Source organism: Streptomyces cirratus (genome assembly GCF_014650775.1).
GTDB lineage: Bacteria > Actinomycetota > Actinomycetes > Streptomycetales > Streptomycetaceae > Streptomyces > Streptomyces cirratus.
This window is the reverse complement of the sequence record NZ_BMVP01000002.1, coordinates 642823-663417: the sequence shown is the minus strand read 5'-3', so window position 1 is coordinate 663417 and position 20595 is coordinate 642823. Positions and strand designations below refer to the sequence as shown.

The 20595-nt window shown below is 74.0% G+C and carries 14 protein-coding genes; 3 read left to right on the top strand and 11 right to left on the bottom strand.

Annotated elements, in window-relative coordinates:
* Positions 1-90: 90 nt before the first annotated feature.
* The gene (locus IE207_RS08050; RefSeq protein ID WP_190183315.1) at positions 91-351 is read left to right on the top strand and encodes a mycoredoxin; all 261 of its coding nucleotides are present in this window, start codon (positions 91-93) and stop codon (positions 349-351) included.
* A 66-nt stretch (positions 352-417) separates the two neighbouring features.
* Here IE207_RS08050 and nudC read toward each other — a convergent pair whose 3' ends face one another.
* The 5 genes from nudC to IE207_RS08025 all read right to left on the bottom strand — a co-directional run bounded on the left by nudC (position 418) and on the right by IE207_RS08025 (position 10902).
* Positions 418-1365, bottom strand: a complete 948-nt coding sequence (gene nudC, locus IE207_RS08045) for an NAD(+) diphosphatase (protein WP_190183314.1) — start codon at positions 1363-1365, stop codon at positions 418-420.
* Between the two features lie 75 nt (positions 1366-1440).
* A complete protein-coding gene (locus IE207_RS08040) occupies positions 1441-2844 on the bottom strand; it encodes a dipeptidase (protein ID WP_190183313.1) in 1404 nt (467 codons plus the stop codon).
* A 10-nt stretch (positions 2845-2854) separates the two neighbouring features.
* Positions 2855-6775 carry an ATP-dependent DNA helicase gene (locus tag IE207_RS08035; protein ID WP_190183312.1) on the bottom strand — a complete coding sequence of 1307 codons (3921 nt, stop codon included), beginning with the start codon at positions 6773-6775 and terminating at the stop codon, positions 2855-2857.
* 47 nt (positions 6776-6822) lie between these two features.
* The gene (locus IE207_RS08030; RefSeq protein WP_229873540.1) at positions 6823-10293 is read right to left on the bottom strand and encodes an ATP-dependent helicase; all 3471 of its coding nucleotides are present in this window, start codon (positions 10291-10293) and stop codon (positions 6823-6825) included.
* Positions 10294-10554: 261 nt separating this feature from the next.
* Positions 10555-10902, bottom strand: a complete 348-nt coding sequence (locus IE207_RS08025; RefSeq protein WP_308433565.1) for an MGMT family protein — start codon at positions 10900-10902, stop codon at positions 10555-10557.
* Between the two features lie 167 nt (positions 10903-11069).
* Between IE207_RS08025 and IE207_RS08020 the strand changes: the two genes are divergently transcribed.
* The gene (locus tag IE207_RS08020; RefSeq protein WP_373304679.1) at positions 11070-13829 is read left to right on the top strand and encodes a lysylphosphatidylglycerol synthase transmembrane domain-containing protein; all 2760 of its coding nucleotides are present in this window, start codon (positions 11070-11072) and stop codon (positions 13827-13829) included.
* 71 nt (positions 13830-13900) lie between these two features.
* Here the strand turns inward: IE207_RS08020 and IE207_RS08015 are convergent, their stop codons facing one another.
* From IE207_RS08015 to IE207_RS08005, 3 genes are all read right to left on the bottom strand, one after another.
* On the bottom strand, positions 13901-14344 hold the full coding sequence (locus IE207_RS08015; RefSeq protein ID WP_190183309.1) for a winged helix DNA-binding protein: 444 nt from the start codon (positions 14342-14344) through the stop codon (positions 13901-13903).
* Positions 14341-14835 carry a MarR family winged helix-turn-helix transcriptional regulator gene (locus tag IE207_RS08010; RefSeq protein ID WP_190183308.1) on the bottom strand — a complete coding sequence of 165 codons (495 nt, stop codon included), beginning with the start codon at positions 14833-14835 and terminating at the stop codon, positions 14341-14343. The genes IE207_RS08015 and IE207_RS08010 overlap by 4 nt, the downstream gene beginning before the upstream one ends.
* A 124-nt stretch (positions 14836-14959) precedes the next feature.
* Positions 14960-15697, bottom strand: coding sequence for a helix-turn-helix domain-containing protein (locus IE207_RS08005; RefSeq protein ID WP_190183307.1), 738 nt, complete (start codon positions 15695-15697; stop codon positions 14960-14962).
* A gap of 93 nt (positions 15698-15790) precedes the next feature.
* Between IE207_RS08005 and IE207_RS08000 the strand changes: the two genes are divergently transcribed.
* Positions 15791-17398: an alpha/beta hydrolase gene (locus IE207_RS08000; RefSeq protein WP_190183306.1), complete on the top strand. Its 1608-nt coding sequence runs from the start codon at positions 15791-15793 to the stop codon at positions 17396-17398.
* A 112-nt stretch (positions 17399-17510) separates the two neighbouring features.
* Here IE207_RS08000 and moeZ read toward each other — a convergent pair whose 3' ends face one another.
* From moeZ to IE207_RS07985, 3 genes are all read right to left on the bottom strand, one after another.
* Positions 17511-18689 carry an adenylyltransferase/sulfurtransferase MoeZ gene (moeZ, locus tag IE207_RS07995; protein WP_136213940.1) on the bottom strand — a complete coding sequence of 393 codons (1179 nt, stop codon included), beginning with the start codon at positions 18687-18689 and terminating at the stop codon, positions 17511-17513.
* Positions 18690-18752: 63 nt separating this feature from the next.
* The gene (locus IE207_RS07990) at positions 18753-19517 is read right to left on the bottom strand and encodes a spherulation-specific family 4 protein (protein WP_190183305.1); all 765 of its coding nucleotides are present in this window, start codon (positions 19515-19517) and stop codon (positions 18753-18755) included.
* A complete protein-coding gene (locus tag IE207_RS07985) occupies positions 19505-20515 on the bottom strand; it encodes an NAD-dependent epimerase/dehydratase (protein WP_190183304.1) in 1011 nt (336 codons plus the stop codon). Before IE207_RS07985 ends, IE207_RS07990 begins: the two co-directional genes overlap by 13 nt.
* Positions 20516-20595: the final 80 nt, after the last annotated feature.

Genomic DNA, 20595 nt, shown 5'->3' with positions numbered 1-20595 from the left:
ATCCGTCGTACTTAGTACTCATGGGAATGGCGCGGCGGTCGCGTACGTTCGAGTACTCGGACCACCGAGCCTCACGAAGGAGAGCGCAGCATGCAGGACACCGGTTCCGTCACGATGTACAGCACGACCTGGTGCGGCTACTGCCGCCGGCTGAAGACCCAGCTGGACCGGGAAGGCATCGCGTACGACGAGATCAACATCGAGCTCGACCCGGCGTCCGCGGCGTTCGTGGAGCAGGCGAACGGTGGCAACCAGACGGTTCCGACCGTGCTCGTGAAGTCCGCCGCGGGCAACGAGTCCGTCATGACGAACCCGAGCCTGGCCCAGGTCAAGCAGGCCCTCGCCGTCTGACCCCGCTCCCCCGCGCACACAGCAGGAGGCCCCCGCCGCGGCGGGGGCCTCCTGCTGTGACGAACGTTACGGCCGGGCTGCGGGCCGGGGCAACGGCTTGCCGTACCAGAGCTCGACCAGCCGGGCCGCGATGGAGATCCCCGAGGGCGGGAGCACCTCTCCCGACTCGATGGCCTCGCGCAGGTCCTCGCGGGAGAACCAGCGGGCCTCCTGGATCTCCTCGCCGTCTACCGTGATCTCCGAGGTGACGGCGCGGGCCGTGAACCCGAGCATCAGGCTGTATGGGAACGGCCAGGGCTGGCTGGCGACGTACTCGACCTCGCCGACCTTGACGCCCGCCTCCTCCCACACCTCGCGTATCACGGACTGCTCGATGGACTCGCCCGGCTCCACGAACCCGGCCAGCGTCGAGAAGCGGCCCTCGGGCCAGTGCACCTGGCGGCCGAGCAGCGCGCGGTCCTGCTCGTCGGTGACCAGCATGATCACGGCCGGGTCGGTGCGCGGGTAGTGCTCGGCGCCGCAGCCCGGGCAGCGCCGGATGTGACCGGCCGCCGCGACGACGGTGCGCTCGCCGCAGCGGGAGCAGAAACGGTGCATCCGCTGCCAGTTCTCCAGCGCCACCGCGTGCACCATCAGCCCGGCGTCGCGCGGTGACAGCAGCATCCCCGCCTCCCGCAGCCCGGCGGCGCGCGCCGACTGGTCCATGCGGCCCGGCAGGGAGTCCTTCTGGAGCGCGAAGTACCGTACGCCGTCCTCGTCGGTGCCCAGGAAGTACCGGTGGGTCTGGGTGACGGGGGCCTCGAAGGCGGGGGTCATCACGATGCCCGTGCCCCCGTCGGGGGTGTCGTCGATCAGGACCTGGCCGCCGGAGACGACGAAGACGCGGGTCGTCGGGTGACTCCAGGCGGCCGCGAGCCAGGCCTCGTCGAGGCGGTGGTGCGCGGCGCGGTCGATGCCGCTGGGCGCGGCGAGCGAGAGCGGACGCTCGGTACGGGTACTCACAGGTACTTCCAACTCCCCCGGTGGTGGACAGGCGGGCTATGCGGGCGGCGCGGGCGTGGGCGGGGTGGATCCGTGCGGTCCGGTCCCTCAGGCGGGCTTCCAGTGGGCGGCGAGGTCTCCCCACAGGTAGGCGGCCGTCTCCACGCCCTTGAGGAGCAGGTCCAGCTCGACCTTCTCGTTCGGCGCGTGCCAGCCGTCCGACGGGACGGAGATGCCGAGGAAGAGGACCGGGGCGCCCAGCACGTCCTGGAGGTCGGCGGCGGGACCGGAGCCGCCCTCGCGCGTGAAGCGGACCGGCTGCCCGAAGGCGCGGCCCATGGCCCGCACGACGGATTGCAGGGCGGGGTGGTCCAGCGGGGTCAGGCACGGCCGGGTCGGGGCGCCGAAGACGATGGAGTGCCGGATCCCGTCGGGGACGCGGGCCGCGACCCAGTCGCGTACGGCTGCCTCGACCTCGTACGGGTCCTGCCCGGACACCAGGCGGAACGACAGCTTCACGTGTGCGGAGGCGGGCACGATGGTCTTGCCGCCGGGGCCCTGGTAGCCGCCGCCGATGCCGTTGACCTCGGCGGTCGGGCGGGCCCAGACGCGCTCCAGCGTCGAGTAGCCCTTCTCGCCGGCGGCCGCGTGCGACTTGGCCGTACGCAGCCACTCGGCCTCGTCGAAGGGCAGCTCGGCGATCAGCCGGCGTTCGGCGTCGCTGAGCTCGGCGATGCCGTCGTAGAAGCCGGGGATCGTGACCCGGCCGTCGGCGTCGTGCAGCGCGGCGACGAGGCGGGCCGCGGCGGTGGCCGGGTTGGGCACGGCGCCCCCGAAGGCGCCGGAGTGGATGTCCTGGTCGGGGCCGTGGAAGTCGATCTCGCAGTCGGCGACGCCGCGCATGCCGGTGCAGACGGTGGGAGTGGTCTCGGACCACATGCCGGTGTCGGAGACGACCACGACGTCGGCGGCGAGGCGGTCGGCCTCGCGTTCGACGAGGGCCCGGAAGTTGATGGAGCCGGACTCCTCCTCGCCCTCGATGAGCAGCTTGAGGTGCACGGCGGGGGCGTCGGCGCCGGTGGCGGCGAGGTGTGCGCGCACGCCGAGGGTGTGGAAGAACACCTGGCCCTTGTCGTCGGCCGCGCCGCGCCCGTACATCCGGCCGTCCTTGACGACCGGCTCGAACGGTTCGGTGTGCCAGCCGTCCTCGCGGGCGGCGGGCTGCACGTCGTGGTGCCCGTAGACGAGGACGGTGGGGGCGGCCGGGTCGGCGCTCGGCCACTCGGCGAAGACCGCGGGGGCGCCGGGGGTCTCCAGGACCTCGGCGACCGGGAAGCCGGTCTCCTTGAGCTTGGCGGCGAGCCATTCGGCGCTGCGCCGTACATCGCCCGCGTGCTCGGGCTGGGCCGAGACGGACGGGATGCGCAGCCACTCGGCGAGGTCGTCGAGGAAGGCGGCGCGGTGGGTGTCGATGTACGTGCGGACGACGCTGTCCGCCGGGGTTTCGCTCATGCCTACGAGCCTAACCGTCCGCCTGGTGGGCGCTGTCCGTGCCCGATTTGCCTTGGAGGATCCGCTCAAGACGGGCCCGGTCGGGCAGGTCGCGGGGGCGGATGACGCGACCGCTGCGGACGTGCAGGAACGCGGCGGAGACCCGGTCGAGGGGGGTCTGGGTGGCTTCGGCCCAGGCCAGGCGGTAGACGGCGAGCTGGAGGGGGTCGGCCTCGGTCGTACGGCCGGTCTTCCAGTCGACGATCTCGTACGAGCCGTCGGGGTTCTTGTAGACGGCGTCGATCCGGCCGCGGACGACGCGGCCGGCGAGGGTGAGCTGGACCGGGGCCTCCATCCGGTGCGGGGTGCGGTCGGCGAACTCGCTGCGCTCGAAGGCGGCCTTGAGGGAGGCGAGGTCGGCCTCGTCGGCGATGTCCTGGTCGGAGGCGGCGCCGGGGAGTTCGGTGGCGGGATCGAGGACGTCGAGGAGGGGGAGCGGGAGCTCGTCGAAGCGGGACTCGACCCAGGCGTGGAAGCGGGTGCCTTGGCGCGCGGCGGGCTGGGGCGGCTTCGGCATGGGCCGGGCGAGCTCGCGGGCGAAGCCCTCCTCGTCGGCGGCGAGGCGCAGCAGCTGGCTGGCGGAGAGGGAAGCCGGCAGCTCGACGTCCCGCACCGCCGTACGGGCACGGCGGAGCTCGCCTTCGAGCGCGTCGAGGTCCCGGTCCCAGGAGGCCACGATCCGCGCCTCTTCGAGCCCCGGCGCGCCACCGCCACGGCCGGCCTGCTGCCCCGGGCTCTCGCCGGGCGCGGGCACGGCGACCCAGCCGTCGGCCTCGGGCCAGAGGTCCTCGGCGGGCGCGTCGGTGCGGACCCGCGCCCCGGGGGCGGCCGCGGGTACGGCGGAGCCGGGCCGGGGCGCTTCGCCGTGGGCGGTACGGGCCGACGGGACCGCCGGACCGGACTGCGGGCGGTGGCCCCCGGCGGGCGCAGGTGCGTCGCCCCGGACGTCGGACTCCGGTGCGGAAGCCCAGGCGCCGGGCTCGGGTGCGGAAGCCCAGGCGTCGGGCTCCGGTGCGGAAACCCAGGCGTCGGACTCCGGTGCGGAAACCCAGGCGTCGGACTCCGGTGCGGAAACCCAGGCGTCGGGCTCCGGTGCGGGAGCCCACGCGTCGGGCTCCGGTGCGGGAGCCCACGCGTCGGGCTCCGGTGCGGGAGCCCACGCGTCGGGCTCCGGTGCGGGAGCCCACGCGTCGGGCTCCGGCCAGAGGTCGTCGTCGGGCTCCGGTGCGGGCGTCCGGGCGTCGGACTCCGCCCAGAGGTCCTCGGGTGGGGCGGGGCGGGGGGACGGGAGCTCGGGGGCGTCCGGGGCCGGCCAGGAGTGCGGGAGCCGGAGGTGGGACTCCACCAGGGCTGCCGCGCGGCGGCGGAGGGCGAGGGAGGCCGGGTCCAGGGGGAGCGGCCAGGCGTGGTCCGCCGTCGCAGCCGCGGTCAGGGCCGGGTTCTCGGCGTCGGGCTCCGGCTCGTCCGCCCAGGCCTCGATCTCGCCGTGCCCCCGGGCGCAGTGCTCGTACAGGGCCTCCAGGAACGCCGAGGGCCCCCGCCGCTTCTTCTGCGCCGGCCCCCACCAGTGGCCGGAGGCCAGCAGCAGGGAGCGCGGCCGCGTGAACGTCACGTACCCCAGCCGGAGTTCCTCCACGGCCTTGTGCTCTTTCAGCCCGGCCTTGAACGACTTGAGCCCCGCCGAGGTCCACGCCGGACCTCCCGGCAGGGTCGCGGCGTCGCCGCGCAGCGCGTACGGCAGGACCTTCGCGTACGACGTCCAGGCCTCCGGCGGCTTCTCCTTCGGGAAGGACCCCGCGCACAGGCCGGGTACGACGACCACATCCCACTCCAGCCCCTTGGACTTGTGGGCCGTCAGCACCTTGACCGTGTTCTCCCCGCCGGGCAGGGCGTGGTCCAGGCCCTTCTCGTACTGGGCGGCCGTCCGCAGGAAGCCGAGGAACGCCAGCAGCGACGCCTCCCCGTCCAGCGAGGCGAACCCGGCCGCGACGTCCAGGAACCCGGACAGCGTCTCGCGCCGCCGGGTGGCCAGGGCGTGCGGGGAGGCCGACAGCTCCACCTCCAGCCCGGTCAGCGTCAGCACCCGGTGCAGTACGTCCATCAGTGGATCGGCGAGCGATCGCCGCAGGTCACGCAGCTCCTGGGCGAGGTGGGCGAAGCGGACCCGGGCCTCCGCCGAGAACGGCAGGTCCTCCCCCGGGACGGCCCCGGCGGAGTCCAGGAACGTCTCCAGCGCGTCCGCCAGCGAGACGACCTCGACCGGGTCCACACCCTCGACGGCCGCCGCGAGGCGCTCGTCCGGATCCACCTCACCGGGCGCGCGGCCGATCAGCTGCCGCGCCCGCCGCCCCAGCAGCGCCAGGTCGCGGGCGCCGATCCGCCAGCGCGGGCCGGTCAGCAGGCGCACCAGCGAGGCGTTGGCCCCCGGGTCCTGGAGCACCTCGCACACCGCGACCAGGTCGGCGACCTCGGGCAGGTGCAGCAGCCCGGACAGCCCGACCACCTCCACCGGCACCTCGCGGGCCACCAGTACCTCCTGGATCCGCGCGAAGTCCCCGGCGGAGCGGCACAGCACCGCGATCTCCCCCGGCGGCGTCCCCGTACGGACCAGGTGCGCGACGGAGTCGGCGAGCCACTCCAGTTCCTCGGCGTGCGTGGGCAGCAGGGCGCAGCGGACGGAGCCGGCCTGCTCCTCCCCCGGCGCGGGCCGCAGCGCCTCGACGCCCTCGTGCATGGCGCGCAGGGGCGCGGCGAGGCCGTTGGCCAGGTCCAGCAGCCTGCCGCCGCTGCGCCGGTTCTCGCTGAGGGAGTACCGGGTGGCGGGGCTGCCGTCGGCGTTCGGGAAGTGCTCGGGGAAGTCGTCGAGGTTGGCGACGGAGGCGCCACGCCAGCCGTAGATCGCCTGGCAGGGGTCGCCGACGGCGGTCACGGCGTGGCCCGTGCCCGCGCCGAACAGGCCGGACAGCAGCAGCCGCTGGGCCACGGAGGTGTCCTGGTACTCGTCGAGCAGGACGACCCGGAACTCCTCGCGCAGCAGCGCCCCCACTTCGGGCCGGGTGGTGGCGAGCCGCGCGGAGAGGGCTATCTGGTCGCTGAAGTCGAGCAGGTCGCGGGAGCGCTTGGCCTCGCGGTAGCGCTCGGTCAGCTCCAGCAGTTCGAGTCGGCCGCGTACCGCCTCGGGGACCTTGCGCAGGTCGTCGTTGGTGAGTCTCGTTCCGGCGAGTTCGTCGAGGAGCCGGGTGTCGTACGTACGCAGTTCCTCGGGGGCGACCAGGTGCTCGGACAGCTCGGCGTCGAGCGCGAGCAGGTCGCTGACCAGGTCGGGGAGGGACTTCGTCAGCGACGGGTACGGGCCGGGGGCCTCGCGCAGCACGCGGGCGGCGAGCTGGAAGCGGGTGGCGTCGGCGAGCAGCCGGGAGCTGGGTTCCAGGCCGATGCGCAGGCCGTGGTCCTTGAGGAGCTGCCCGGCGAAGGCGTGGTAGGTGGAGATGCGGGGCTCGCCGACGGCCGCCCCGCCCCCGGCCGGGGCGGGGCCGGGGAAGGACCCGGGGACGGGGAAGGAGCCGGGGACGGGCCCGGGGGAAGGATCCGGGTCGCTGATGCCGGCGCGGGCGAGGGCCCTGCGCACGCGCTCGGCGAGCTCGCCGGCGGCCTTGTTGGTGAAGGTCAGACCGAGGACCTGGTCGGGGGCGACGGCACCGGTGCCGACCAGCCACACCACGCGCGCGGCCATGACGGTGGTCTTGCCGGAGCCGGCTCCGGCGACGATGACCTGGGGGGCTGCCGGGGCGGTCGCACAGGCCAGCTGTTCCGGCGTGAAGGGGATCCCGAGGAGCTCCTTGAGCTGCTCGGGATCGGTGAGGGCCGGTGGGCCGGCCGGACGCGCGGACACCCCAAAAGGCTAGCCGCCCGCACCGACAGCCCCGGCCGCACCGGCTCTCATTCCACGGTGTGACGGCCCTCGGGACGGGCGCTGCACGCGCTGCGGAAGGAGCAGTGGTCGCAGTGCTGCCCGGTGGTGGGGGTGAAGCGCTCGTCCAGGACCCGGCCGGCGGCGGTGGCGAGCAGGTCGGCGGCCCACTCGCCGTCCGGCGGCTGCTGCGCCTGGACCTTGGGCACGTCGTCGCCGCCGTCGCGTTTGGCGGCGCCCTGACGCAGCTGCACGAGTTCGGCGCCGCCGGGTTCGGGGCGCCGGCCGTCGAAGACCTCGTCGACGGCGCCTTCGCGGACCGCGAGCTGGTACACGGCGAGCTGGGGGTGCCGCGCGACCTCGTCCTTGGTGGGCGCGGCCTTGCCCGTCTTGAAGTCGACGACGTACGCACGCCCCTGAGGGTCGGATTCGACCCGGTCCATGGAGCCCCGGATGCGAACGGCGAAGTCGCCCGCTTCGAGCGTGACGTCGAATTCGTGCTCCGTGGCCACGGCCGCCCTGCCCCCGCGGTCGGTGGCGTGCCAGCGCAGGAAGCGTTCGAGGGCGGCGCGGGCGTTGTCCTTCTCCTGGCGGGACTTCCAGGGGGCGTCGAAGGCGAGGGCGTCCCAGACGGAGTCGAGGCGTTCCATCAGGACGGCGAGGTCGGCGGGGGTCCGGCCGGAGGCGACTTCGTCGGCGAGGACGTGCACGACGTTGCCGAAGCCCTGTGCGGCGGTGGAGGGGGCGTCGGCCTTGACCTCGCGGCCGAGGAACCACTGGAGGGAGCAGGTGTTGGCGAGCTGGTCCAGGGCGCTGCCGGACAGGGCGACGGGCCGGTCGCGGTCGCGCAGCGGGACGCTGCTGCGGGTGGGTTCGTACAGGCCCCACCAGCGCTGCGGGTGCGCGGCGGGCACCAGGGGGCGGTCCTCGTCGTCGGTGAGCGCGGCGAGGCGGGCCAGGCGCCGGGCGGCGGCGTCGCGCATCGCCTCGGAGGCCTCGGGGTCGACGGTGGTGGCGCGGAGTTCCGCGACGAGCGCCGGGACGGAGAGGGGGCGGCGGGGGCGGCCGGAGACGTCCTTGACCGGCACGCCGAGTTCGGTGAGGAAACGGGAGGGCTGGTCGCCGTCCTCGGCGGGGGCCTTGACGGCGGTGACGACGAGGCGGTGGCGGGCGCGGGTGGTGGCGACGTAGAAGAGCCGGCGCTCCTCGGCGAGGAGCGCGCCGGGGGTGAGGGGATCGGCGAGGCCGTCGCGGCCGATGCGGTCGGCTTCCAGGAGGGAGCCGCGGCGGCGCAGGTCGGGCCAGAGCCCCTCCTGGACGCCGGCGACGACGACGAGGCCCCATTCGAGGCCCTTGGAGCGGTGGGCGGTCATCAGCCGGACGGCGTCGGAGCGGTGGGCCTTGCGGGTGAGGGTGTCGGCGGCGATGTCCTCGGCTTCGAGCTGTTCGAGGAAGTTGAGGGCGCCGCGGCCGCCGGTGCGTTCCTCCGCGCGGGCGGCGGTGTCGAAGAGGGCGCAGACGGCGTCGAGGTCGCGGTCGGCGTTGCGGCCGGCGGCGCCGCCGCGGCGGGCGTTGCGCTCCAGGCGCTGGGGCCAGGGGGTGCCGTCCCACAGGAGCCAGAGGGCCTCTTCGGCGGTGCCGCCGCCTTCGAGGAGTTCGCGGGCCTTGCGCAGGAGCAGGCCGAGGCGTTGCGCTCCGCGGGCGTAGGCGGGGTCGTGGGCGACGAGCCGCTCGGGCTCGGCGAGGGCGCGGGCGAGCAGCACGTCGGAGGGCGCGGGCACGGTGACGCCGGCGGCCCGCTCCTCGTCCCGGAGCGCCCGCCCGAGCCGCCGCAGATCGGCGGCGTCCATCCCCCCGAGCGGTGACCCGAGCAACGCCACGGCCGCCTCGACCCCGACCCACCCCTCCCCGCCGGGGCCCTCGGCGGAGCCGGCAAGCGTGGCCGGGGCGGGGGCGTCGGCGTCGGCTTCGGTGGAGCCGGGAAAGCGGGCGTCGGCGTCCGCGCCGGCAGGGCCTGGAAGCGGCGCGTCGGTGGAGCCGGGAATCCGGGCTCCCGCTACGGCAGGGCCGGGGAGCGGGGTGGTGGCGGGCGAAGGGATCGTCCCCGCGCCGAGGGTGGGCAGGGCACCGGTGGCTTCGGTTCCGGGTGCGTCGGTGCCGGCGGCGGCCGTGGCGGTGAGGCGGAGGGCGGTCAGGAGGGGGGCGACGGCCGGTTCGTGGCGGAGGGGAGTGTCCGTGCCGTCCGTCTCCGCCGGGACCCCCGCCGAGATCAGCGCGCGCCGCATCGCCGGAAGCGTGCGGCCGCCCGCGCGGACCAGGACGGCCATGTCCCGCCACGGCACGCCGTCCTCCAGGTGGGCCCGCCGCAGGATGTCGGCGATGTTGTCGAGCTCGGCGCCGGCCGTCGGGTACGTGTACACCTCCACCCGGCCCCCCTCCCGTACGGGCTCCAGCGCCCGGTGCGCCCGGACGGCGGCCGACGGCAGCCGCGGCACCGGCATGCGGGTGGTGAGCAGGCGGGTGGCGGTCAGCAGGGCTGCGTCCGCGCGCCGCCCCACCGTCAGGGCCCGGACCTGCGCCCCCGGGAAGGAGCCCTCGAAGTCGAGGACGTTGTTGATGTCGGCGCCCCGGAACGCGTAGATCGACTGGTCCGGGTCACCGAAGGCGACCAGCGTCCCGCCCGGCCCGTTGAGCGCGCGCAGCAGCCGCAGCTGCGAGGCGTCCGTGTCCTGGTACTCGTCCACGTAGATCACGTCGTACGCGGAGGCCAGCGACGGCGTGCGCTCCGCCAGGAGCACCGCGCGGTGCAGGAGCTCCGCGTAGTCCACGGCGCCCTGGAGGTCCAGGACGTCGAGGTACTCGGAGAGGAACGCGGCCGCCGCCTTCCAGTCGGGGCGGCCGATGCGCTCGGCGAAGTCGGACAGGGCGTCCGGGCCCAGGCCGAGTTCGCGGGCGCGGGCCAGGACGGCCCGGACCTCGTCCGCGAACCCGCGGGTGGTCAGCGCGGCCCGCAGGTCGTCCGGCCAGCGGATCGAGCGGATCCGGCGCTGCCCCTCCAGCAGGGTGCGGACCATCACGTCCTGCTCCGGCCCGGACAGCAGCCGCAGCGGGTCGGCGAAGAGGTCGGTGTCCTGGTGGGCGCGGACCAGGCCGTAGCAGAAGGAGTGGAAGGTGGTGGCCTGGGGGGCGCGGGCGCCGCCGAGCCGCAGGGCGGCCCGGTCGCGCAGCTCGACGGCGGCCTTGCGGCTGAACGTCAGGATCAGGATGCGGGCCGGGTCGGCCCCCGCCTCGACCCGGGCCGCCGCCGCCTCGATCAGCGTGGTGGTCTTGCCGGTACCCGGCCCGGCCAGTACCAGCAAAGGTCCGCGGGTGTGCTCAACCACCGCCCGTTGCGCTGCGTCCAGGACAGGGGGAGCCACCCGTTCCGGCCCGGTGCGCACCAGGCGGTACGCGTCGGAGGTACGCGTACGCCGCTCTGAGCGGTCGGAGGGGGATGTGATCACGTGGGGTGCCGGTCCTGGTGGGTCTGCGGGTGGTACGGGTGGTGCGGATGCGTCGGGCGCGTCGGGCGGTGCGCCCGGGCCGTCTCTCGCGGCCGCCCCGGGCGGGACGGCCGAAGAGGCAACGCTACGTCACCGGCGCCCTCCGCCGCAGTCGTCCCGCAGGCACCGGCGCGGTACGGACGTCGCCCCGCGGACCCCTCGTGTCGTCCCCTGTACGAGCCTTCGACCTCCCGCCCGGCCCACGAATGGCCGAAGCTGTCAGATGTGAGCCTCGTCGCCTCCGTCACGTCCGTCCCGGCCGTCCCAGCGCGCCCGCCGCATCACCAGCCGCGGCTCGCCGCCGGCGCTGTCGCGCAGCGGTGTGCCCTCGGCCCGGTAGTGCTCCAGGGCCCGGTGCTCGCTGCCCGGCAGCGGCCGGCCGTCCGCGCGCACCACGCGCCACCATGGCACGGCGGCCCCGTACAGGGCCATGACGCGGCCGACTTGGCGCGGTCCGCCCACGCCGAGCCACTCCGCAACGTCCCCGTACGTCATCACCCGGCCGGGCGGAATCCGCTCGGCCACCTCCAGCACCCGCTCCGCGTACTCGGGCAGTTCTGCGCTCATCCGGACCATGGTGCCGCACCACACCGACAGGGCCGTGGAAGGTTTCGTTCCGCACCGGCGCGCACCCTGCTGCCCCGCACGCACGCCGGTCCGTGCCACCATCTTCCGGGCGGTGACTGGTGATACGTGATCAAGAAGAGACGGAAGTGACGGCGAAGGAGCAGGGTGTGAGCCCTCCGGACGGCGCGACGCCGGACGACGGCGCACGCCCAGACGCGCCCCGCGACGACCGCCGGGACCCGAGCCCGGAGCCCGGCGACGAGGGCGGCGGCACCGGCGGCGCCGCCAAGGACGACGCCGCCAAGGACGACGACGGCCACGACGGCCTCGACAGTCCCGAGCGCCCGCACGGCCACACTCCGACCGACGCCGACCGCGTAGAGGTCGACGAGCCTCTCCTCGCCGCCCGCGTCCACCGGCCCTCCGACCTCGTCCGGCTGCTGGTCGGCATCCTCGGCATCGCCATCGTCCTCGGCATCTCCGCCTTCGCCCACGGCACCACCGCCGGCCTCGAACAGGACATCTCCAACGGCACCGGCCAGGCGCCCGACGTGCTGATCAAGGTCGCCGGGCTGGTGTCGAGCATCGCCGTCCTGCTCGTGCCCGTCGCCTTCGCCATCGAGCGGCTGATCAAGCGCGACGGTCTGCGCATCGCCGACGGCGTGCTCGCCGCGGTCCTCGCGCACGGGGTCACCCTCGCCACCGACCTCTGGGTCTCCCAGGCCGCCCCCGAGACGATCCAGGACGCCCTCACCCGCGCCACCGGCGTCGGCGGCGCCCTCACGGACCCGGTGCACGGCTACCTCGCGCCCGTCATCGCGTACATGACCGCGGTCGGCATGACCCGCCGGCCGCGCTGGCGGGTCGCGCTGTGGGTGGTCCTGCTGCTCGACGCCTTCGCGATGCTGGTCAGCGGCTACACGACGCCCTTCTCGATCGTCCTGACCGTGCTGATCGGCTGGAGCGTGGCGTACGGGACGCTGTACGCGGTCGGCTCCCCGAACGTCCGCCCCACCGGGCAGCACCTGCTCGCGGGGCTCCGCCGGGTCGGCTTCCAGCCGGTCAGCGCGATGCGCGCGGAGGCGCCGGACAGCGCCGAGGCCTCCGAGGTGAGCGACCGGGGCCGCCGGTACCACGTGACGCTGGAGGACGGCCCGCCCCTCGACGTCACCGTCGTCGACCGGGAACAGCAGGCGCAGGGCTTCTTCTACCGGGTCTGGCGCCGGCTCACCCTGCGCGGCATCACGACCGGGCGCAGCCTGCAGTCGCTGCGCCAGGCGCTGGAGCAGGAGGCCCTCCTCGCGTACGCCGCCATCGCGGCCGGCGCCAACGCGCCGAAGCTGATCGCGACCTCCGAACTCGGGCCGGACGCCGTGATGCTCGTGTACGAGCACTTGGGCGGGCGGACGCTGGACTCCCTCGCCGACGAGGAGATCACCGACGAGCTGACGCGCAACGCGTGGGAGCAGGTGCGGGCGCTGCAGTCGCGGCGGATCGCGCACCGGCGGCTCACCGGGGACGCCCTGGTGGTGGATCGTTCCGGCAATGTGATCCTCACCGACCTGCGGGGCGGCGAGATCGCGGCCGGGGACCTGGTCCTGCGGATGGACATCGCGCAGCTGCTGACCACGCTCGGCCTGCGGGTCGGCGCGGAGCGGTCGGTGGCATCGGCGGTTTCGGTGCTCGGCCCCGACGCGGTCGCGGACTGTCTGCCGCTGCTCCAGCCGATCGCGCTGAGCCGCTCGACCCGTGCGACGCTGCGCAGGCTGGCGCGGGAGCGGGCCGACCGGGAGCGCGAAGCGGTACTGGAGTCCTCGCGGGCGGCGAAGGCGGCGCGCGAGGCGGACTCCGCCGCGAGCCCGGCCGCCGACCGGAAGGCGGAGAAGCGGGCGCTGGACGACGCGCTCGACGGGGCCCGCGAGGAGGACCTGCTGAGCCAGATCCGTCGGCAGGTGCTGCTGATCCGGCCGCAGGCGCCGGTGGAGCCGGCCCGGCTGGAGCGGATCCGGCCGCGCACCCTGGTCTCGTTCATCGCGGGGGCGTTCGGGGCGTACTTCCTGCTCACGCAGCTGGCGCACGTGGACTTCGCGACCATCGTCGGACAGGCCCAGTGGGGCTGGGTGGGTGCGGCGCTGGCCTTCTCGGCGCTGAGCTACTTCGCGGCGGCGATGAGCCTGCTGGGGTTCGTACCGGAGCGGGTGTCGTTCCTGCGGACGGTGGTGGCGCAGGTGGCCGGGTCGTTCGTGAAGCTGGTGGCACCGGCGGCGGTGGGCGGGGTCGCGCTGAACACCCGCTTCCTCCAGCGGGCCGGGGTGCGGCCGGGGCTGGCGGTGGCGAGCGTGGGTGCTTCGCAGCTCTTCGGGCTGGCCAGCCACATCCTGCTGCTGCTGTCCTTCGGCTACCTGACGGGGACGGAGAAGACGCCGGAGATGACCCCGTCGAGGACGGTCATCGCGGGTCTGCTGACGGTGGCGGTACTGGTGCTGGTGGTGACGGCGGTCCCGTTCCTGCGGAAGTTCGTCGCGACGCGGGTACGGGCGTTGTTCGCGGGCGTGGTGCCGCGGATGCTGGACGTGCTCCAGCGACCGCAGAAACTGATGACGGGCATCGGCGGGATGCTGCTGCTGACGGCGTGCTTCGTGATGTGCCTGGACGCGTCGATCCGCGCGTTCGGGGGCGGCCAGGCCATCAGTTACGCGAGCATCGCGGTGGTCTTCCTGGCGGGCAACGCACTGGGTTCGGCCGCGCCGACGCCGGGCGGCATCGGCGCGGTGGAGACGACCCTGACGCTGGGGCTGATCGCGGCGGGGCTGGAAAAGGAGGTCGCCATCTCGGCGGTGCTGCTGTTCCGCCTGATGACGTTCTGGCTCCCGGTCCTCCCGGGCTGGCTGTCGTTCAACTTCCTGACGCGCAAGGAAGCCATCTAGCGCTGTTGCGGGGAAGGTTTTGCCGGGTCGCCGCGTCCGGTGCGGTGCATCGCAAGGCGGAGGGCCGTGGCTCAGGTGGCCAGCGCCGCGAGCTCCGCGTCGGCGCGCTCGCGGACCAGGGCGAGGACGCGGCCGGCGGCGGCAAGGTCCTCGGCGGGTATGCCGCCCCAGATGCGGTCGGAGATGGGGACGGTCTCCGCGCCGACGGCCGCGAGCAGCTCGCGCCCCGCGTCCGTGGCGTGAAGGTGCGCGCCGTCCGCGGCGAGCAGCTGCTTGGCCAGCAGCTCGCCGAGCGTGCGGTGTACGTCGGCCGGATCGGCCTTGAGGGAGTTCCTGACCTGGGTGACGAGGTCGTCCGGCGTCCGGGGGGCGTCGGCGGTGACGGCGGCGCGCAGGGCGATCTGCTGCTGGAACGTGATGCCGTGCCGGGACAGGACGTGCTCCAGGACGCCGCGGGCGGCGTAGTGGGCCAGGCCGAGGGCGCGGGCGTCGGCGGCGGGTGCGGTGGTGGTCATGGTGTCGTCCCCTGAGTTGTCCGGTCGTTCGGTACGGGTGGAGCGAGGGGTGCGTCGAGCAAGGTCGTCAGCGTGTCGGTGAACGCGCCCGTCCGCGGGGCGTCGAGGCCGCCGAGGGGTTCCAGCAACTGCTGGTGCAGTTCCTGGACCACCGCGATGGCCTGCCGCGTGGCGGCCTGACCCGGCTCGGTGAGGGTGAGCTGCATGGCGCGCGGGTCGCGGGGGTCGCGGGTGCGCTCGATCAGGCCGGCCGACTCCAGGGTCCGCGCCAGCTTCGAGACGTACAGCGCCTCCAGGCCGGTGTGGTCGGCGAGTCGGCGCTGACTGGGCCGCTCGCCGGCGCGCTGCATGCCGTACAGCGACGCGACCAGGGAGTACTGCGCGTGGGTGAGGCCCAGCGGGGCCACCGCGCGATCGACCGCGACGCGCCATTTGTTGGCGAGCCGCCACACCAGGAAGCCGGGCGTGGAGCCCGTTGAATCCTTGCTCATGACGAACAACGTACATGGCGACTATGTACATGGCTACTATTTTGCCCGACGCGACGGTTTACCCCGACGAACCGGTGCGGCGGCACGGCCCACAGGAGAGCGCCCGCGAAAGGACGGCCGGCCGTCAGTCGGGGTTCGGGTGGGGGGTGAGGAGGTGGGCCAGGCGGGACAGGGCCGGGGACATGGCGGGTGGGAGGGGGAGGACGGCCGGCGGCGGGGCGGTGGGGGTGGGCGGGGTGTCGATGAAGTCCGCTTCCGGGAAGTCCGCCGCACGTTCCGCCGCCTCCAGGGCCAGCAGGTGCACCGAGAAGTCGTGGGCCAGCGCGACCACCCGCGGGTCGTCCGGCGGGAACTGTGGGTCGGAGAGCACCTCGATCTCCAGCTCCAGCCGCCGCTGCTCCGCCTGCAGTCGCGGGTGCAGGGAGATCATGGGATGCCCCTTCGCCGGAGACGGAGACGGAGACGGGGCCGGGGCCGGGGCCGGGGCCGAAGACGTGAACGGCGACGAAGCCACCCGCAGGTCACCGGCCGCCGCATGGAGGCGGCGCACCGCCGACAGCAGCTCCCCGGCCTGCTCGCGGTGCCGCTCCAGCGACGCCTCCAGCTCCGCCAGCAGGTCGCCCCGCCCGGCCGCCGCCGCCTCCATGCCCGACCGGACCTCCGCCGCCGGCGTCCCCAGTTCGGTCATCCCCCGCACCCACAGGATCCGGACGACGTCCTCGTACCCGTACCGCCGCCGCTCCCCCGGCCCTCGCCCGGGCTCCGGCAGCAGCCCGCTCCGGTGCATGTGCCGGATGGCGTTCGGCGTCGTACCGGTCAGGGCGGCGGCTTCGCCGATCCCGACCCACTGGGCGTGTTCCATGGATCCAGGTGACCACGTCCGGCCCCGCCCCGCACACCCCCGAACGGCCCATCACCCGCGCGCCGCGCCCCGTCCGACCACAGGATGGGGTACATGCCGACAAACGCACTGCGGGCCACCGCCGCCGCAGCCGTCGCCGCCGCGCTGCTCACCGCCAGCGCCTGTTCCTCCGGCGACGGCAAGGAGAAGGACAAGTCGACCTCAGGCAGCAACGCCCCCAAGGCCCTGCAATGGGGGGCGTGCGACGCCCCCACCGCCGCCGAGGGCGGCGGACAGGCCCCCGGCAAGGACTGGCAGTGCGCCACCATCGATGTGCCCCTCGACTACGCGAAACCCGAAGGAGAAACGATTCAGCTGGCCCTGATCCGCGCCAAGGCGCGCGACAAGGACAAGCGCATCGGTTCCCTCGTCTTCAACTTCGGCGGCCCCGGCGGCTCGGGCATCACCACCCTTCCGGGCGCCGCCAAGGAGTACGAGGCCCTCCGCTCCCGCTACGACCTCGTCAGCTTCGACCCCCGCGGCGTGGGCCGCAGCGCACCCGTCCGCTGCGAGGACGACCGGCAGCTGGACGCGTACTACGCCGCGGACTCCACGCCCGCGACGCCGCAGCAGGAGAAGGCGTTCGTCGACAACATCCAGCGGTACCGACAGGCTTGCGAGCGCAACTCCGGCAAGGTCCTCCCCTACGTCGGCACCGAGAACGCCGCCCGGGACATGGACCGGATCCGCCAGGCGCTCGGCGACGAGAAGCTGAACTACTTCGGCATCTCCTACGGAACCGAACTCGGCGGCGTCTACGCCCACCTCTTCCCGAAGAACGTCGGCCGGGCGGTCTTCGACGCCGTCGTGGACCCGAGCCAGACCTCGGAGCAGGGGTCGCTCGGCCAGGCCAAGGGCTTCCAGCTGGCGCTCGGCAACTTCGCCCAGGACTGCGTGAACCGGGGTGACGCCTGCCGCCTCCAGGGCAGCACCGCGAAGGAGGTCGAGGAGAACGTCATCCGGCTCCAGAAGCAGCTGGCGGCCAAGCCGATCCCCGGTCTCGGCGGGCGGCAGCTCACCGACTCGGCCGCCACCAACGGCATCGCCCAAGCGCTCTACTCCAAGGAGCTGTGGCCCCTGCTGGAACAGGGGCTGGACGAGGCCGAGGGCGGCCAGGGGCAGTTGCTGATGGCGCTGTCGGACGCGCTCAACGGCCGTGACCAGCAGGGCCACTACAGCAACATCGGGGCGGCGAACACGGCGATCAACTGCGCCGACTCCAAGCAGCGCTTCACTCTGGCGCAGACCAAGTCGAAGCTGCCGCAGTTCCGTTCGGCGTCGCCCGTCTTCGGCGACTTCCTCGGCTGGGCGCTGATGAGCTGCACGGACTGGCCGGTCCCGGGCGCCTGGGAGACCCCGGACGTCTCCGCCCGCGGATCCGCCCCGATCCTGGTGATCGGCAACACCGGCGACCCGGCGACCCCGTACGAGGGCGCGCGCAAGATGGTGGAGCGGCTCGGCCCCGGCGTCGGCGTGGAGCTGACGTACAAGGGCCAGGGGCACGGCGCGTACAACAGCGGCGACCCGTGCGTACAGCAGGCGACGAACGCCTACCTGCTGGACGGGAAGGTGCCGGGCGCGGGCAAGGTCTGCACCCCGAGCCAGAACCCGTCGGCCCAGCCCTCGCTGCCCGACCAGCCGGGCGGCGCCGGCGACGCCTGAGCAGCAGCCGTACAGCGGCCGGCGGAACAGCCGGCCGGCCCGGCAGCCGCACGCGCCGAGGGGCCGTACCGCAGCGTGCGCGGTACGGCCCCTCGGCGAGGCTACGGACGGGTCAGTAGACCGGCTTCTCCGGCTCGATCTGGTGGACCCAGCCGATGACTCCGCCGCCCACGTGGACCGCGTCGGAGAAGCCCGCCGACTTCAAGACGGCGAGGACTTCCGCACTGCGGACACCCGTCTTGCAATGCAAGACGATCCGCTTGTCCTGCGGCAGGTCCTGGAGCGCGGTCCCCATCAGGAACTCGCCCTTGGGGATCAGCCGCGCGCCCGGGATCGAGACGATCTCGTACTCGTTCTTCTCGCGGACGTCGATGATCTCGATCGGCTCGTCGCTGTCGATCCACTCCTTGAGCTGCTTGGGAGTGATCGTCGAACCGGCCGCCGCCTCCTGGGCCTCTTCCGACACGACGCCGCAGAAGGCCTCGTAGTCGATGAGCTCGGTGACGGTCGCGTTCGGCCCGCAGACGGCGCAGTCGGGGTCCTTGCGGACCTTGACCTGGCGGTACTGCATCTCCAGGGCGTCGTAGATCATCAGACGGCCGACCAGCGGCTCGCCGACGCCCGTGAGGACCTTGATGGCCTCGGTGACCTGGATGGAACCGATGGACGCGCAGAGCACGCCCAGCACGCCGCCCTCGGCGCAGCTCGGGACCATGCCCGGCGGCGGGGGCTCCGGGTACAGGCAGCGGTAGCACGGCCCGTGCTCGGACCAGAAGACCGAGGCCTGGCCGTCGAAGCGGTAGATGGAGCCCCACACGTACGGCTTGTTCAGCAGCACGCAGGCGTCGTTCACGAGGTAGCGGGTGGCGAAGTTGTCCGTGCCGTCGACGATGAGGTCGTACTGGCTGAAGATCTCCATCACGTTCTCGGCTTCGAGCCGCTCTTCGTGAAGGACCACGTTCACGTACGGGTTGATGCCCAGCACGCTGTCACGGGCCGACTCGGCCTTCGAACGGCCGATGTCCGCCTGGCTGTGGATGATCTGGCGCTGGAGGTTCGACTCGTCGACCTCGTCGAACTCCACGATGCCCAGCGTGCCGACGCCGGCCGCGGCCAGGTACATCAGAGCGGGCGAGCCGAGGCCGCCCGCGCCCACGGCCAGCACCTTGGCGTTCTTGAGGCGCTTTTGGCCGTCCATCCCGACATCCGGGATGATCAGGTGGCGGGAGTACCGACGGACCTCGTCAACGGTGAGCTCAGCAGCTGGCTCGACCAGGGGTGGCAGCGACACGGGGACTCCGTAGATGGGTATGTCTGAACGGTGGTTCTCCCCGTAACACTGCCACGCCCTTCTTCATTCCGAGACACCCGGTCCGATACGCGAGACGATTTCGTCCCAGTACCCGGGCATCGACGCCCAGGGGTCGCGGTCCGCCGTCCCGCGCCGGTCGGTGAACCAGATCGTCCCGGCGCCCTGCCAGCGGGCGATCCGCAGCGCCTCTTCCAGGTGGGTGCGCGGCACCCCGTGCACCAGGTGGCAGAAGAGCTCCGGCGGGTAGTCGGCCGTCCACTCCGCCACCAGCGACCAGCGGTAGTCCGCCCAGGCGCCGGAGAAGGTGACCAGCTGGTCGGCGGTCTCCGCGTAGCCCTCGTAGGGGTGCGTGCCGTGCCCCAGCACGATACGGAGGCCGTCGCCGAGGCCGCGCAGGGCGTCCACCACGCGGCGCACCGCGGGCAGGTCCGCCCGGTCGGCCGGGGTGTCGGCCAGGTAGAAGCCGCCGACCCCGTACCAGTCGCGGAAGCGGTGGGCGTCACCGATCAGCTCCCCGAACGACCGCGCGCCGTCCCGCATGGCGAGATGGCCGAGGAGACGTGGGCCGGTGCGGCCCGGGTCGCCGACGTCGCGCAGCCGCCCGGCCGCTTCCGCGCAGTGCGCGTCGGGCCGGCCGCCCGGGCCGTCCGTCACGTTGAGCACCGCCCAGTGCAGCGGGGTCCCGGGCCGGGTCAGCTCGGCCCACTCCACCGGCGCGAGCAGCGGGTGCGCGTAGCCGGGCGTGCCCAGGCCCAGGCGCCCCGCCTCGGTCGCGGCGGCCGCGGGCGGCGTCGTCAGATGCGGCACGCCGCCTCCATCCAGATGTCGGCCAGGGACTCCTCCAGGTTGATCCGGGGCCGCCAGCCGAGCCGGTCGCGGGCGGTGCGGACGTCGGCCTGCTGCCAGGTGCCGCAGCCGTCCGGGTACGGGGCCTGCGGGGCGGCGGCGAGCTGGTCGGCCGTGGCCTCGCCGCGCGGGGAGCCGATGGCGGGCAGGCCCTGCGGCCGTCCCGGGTGCCCGTGCGACACCGGGTGCTGGCCGCCGCCGTGCGGCACGTCCAGTTCGTGCAGGGAGCCGCCGTAACCCGCGACCCGGGCCAGTACGGCCGCCGCGTCGCGCAGCCGGACCGCGCGGCCGGTGCCGATGTTGACGACGCCCTGGGCTGCGGAGAGGGAGGCCGCGTGCACGGCCCGGGCGACGTCGCGCACGTCGACGAAGTCGCGCTGCACCCCGAGTCCGCTGAGCTTCAGTTCACCGTCGCCGGACTGCATGGCGCGCCGCATGGCTTCGGCGAGCCGGCCGAGGGGGGATCCGGCGGGGGTGCCGGGCCCGACGGGCGAGAAGATCCGCAGTACGACCGCGTCCAGCCCGGAGCCGAGGACCAGCTCGGTCGCGGCCAGCTTGCTGACGCCGTACGGTCCGCCCGGTCTCGGGACTGCGTCCTCGGCCGTGGAGGACCCGGGCTGGCTGGGCCCGTACTCGGCGGCGCAGCCCAGCTGGACGAGCCGGGCCCCGCAGCCGCTGCGGCGCAGGGACTCGCAGATGGTGGCGACGGCCACGGTGTTGTGGCGGGTCAGCTCCCGGGCGCCGCCACGGGTGGCGCCCGCGCAGTTGATGACGACGCCCGGGTGGACGGCGTCGAGGAACCGGGTGAGGGCCCCCGGGCTGCCGGTTGCAAGGTCGAAGCGGACGTCGGCGTCGTCGCCCCGGCCGAGCGCGGTGAGCTGCACGGCGGGGTCGGCGAGCAGCCGGTCTGCGACGTAGCGGCCGAGGTATCCGTTGGCTCCGATCAGCAGCACCCTCATCGCGCGGCCCCTTGGTTGGTTGGCTGGCCGGTCATCCTGTTTCTCCTTGGTCTGGGTGGGGTGGTAGGGGTACGGCGCTC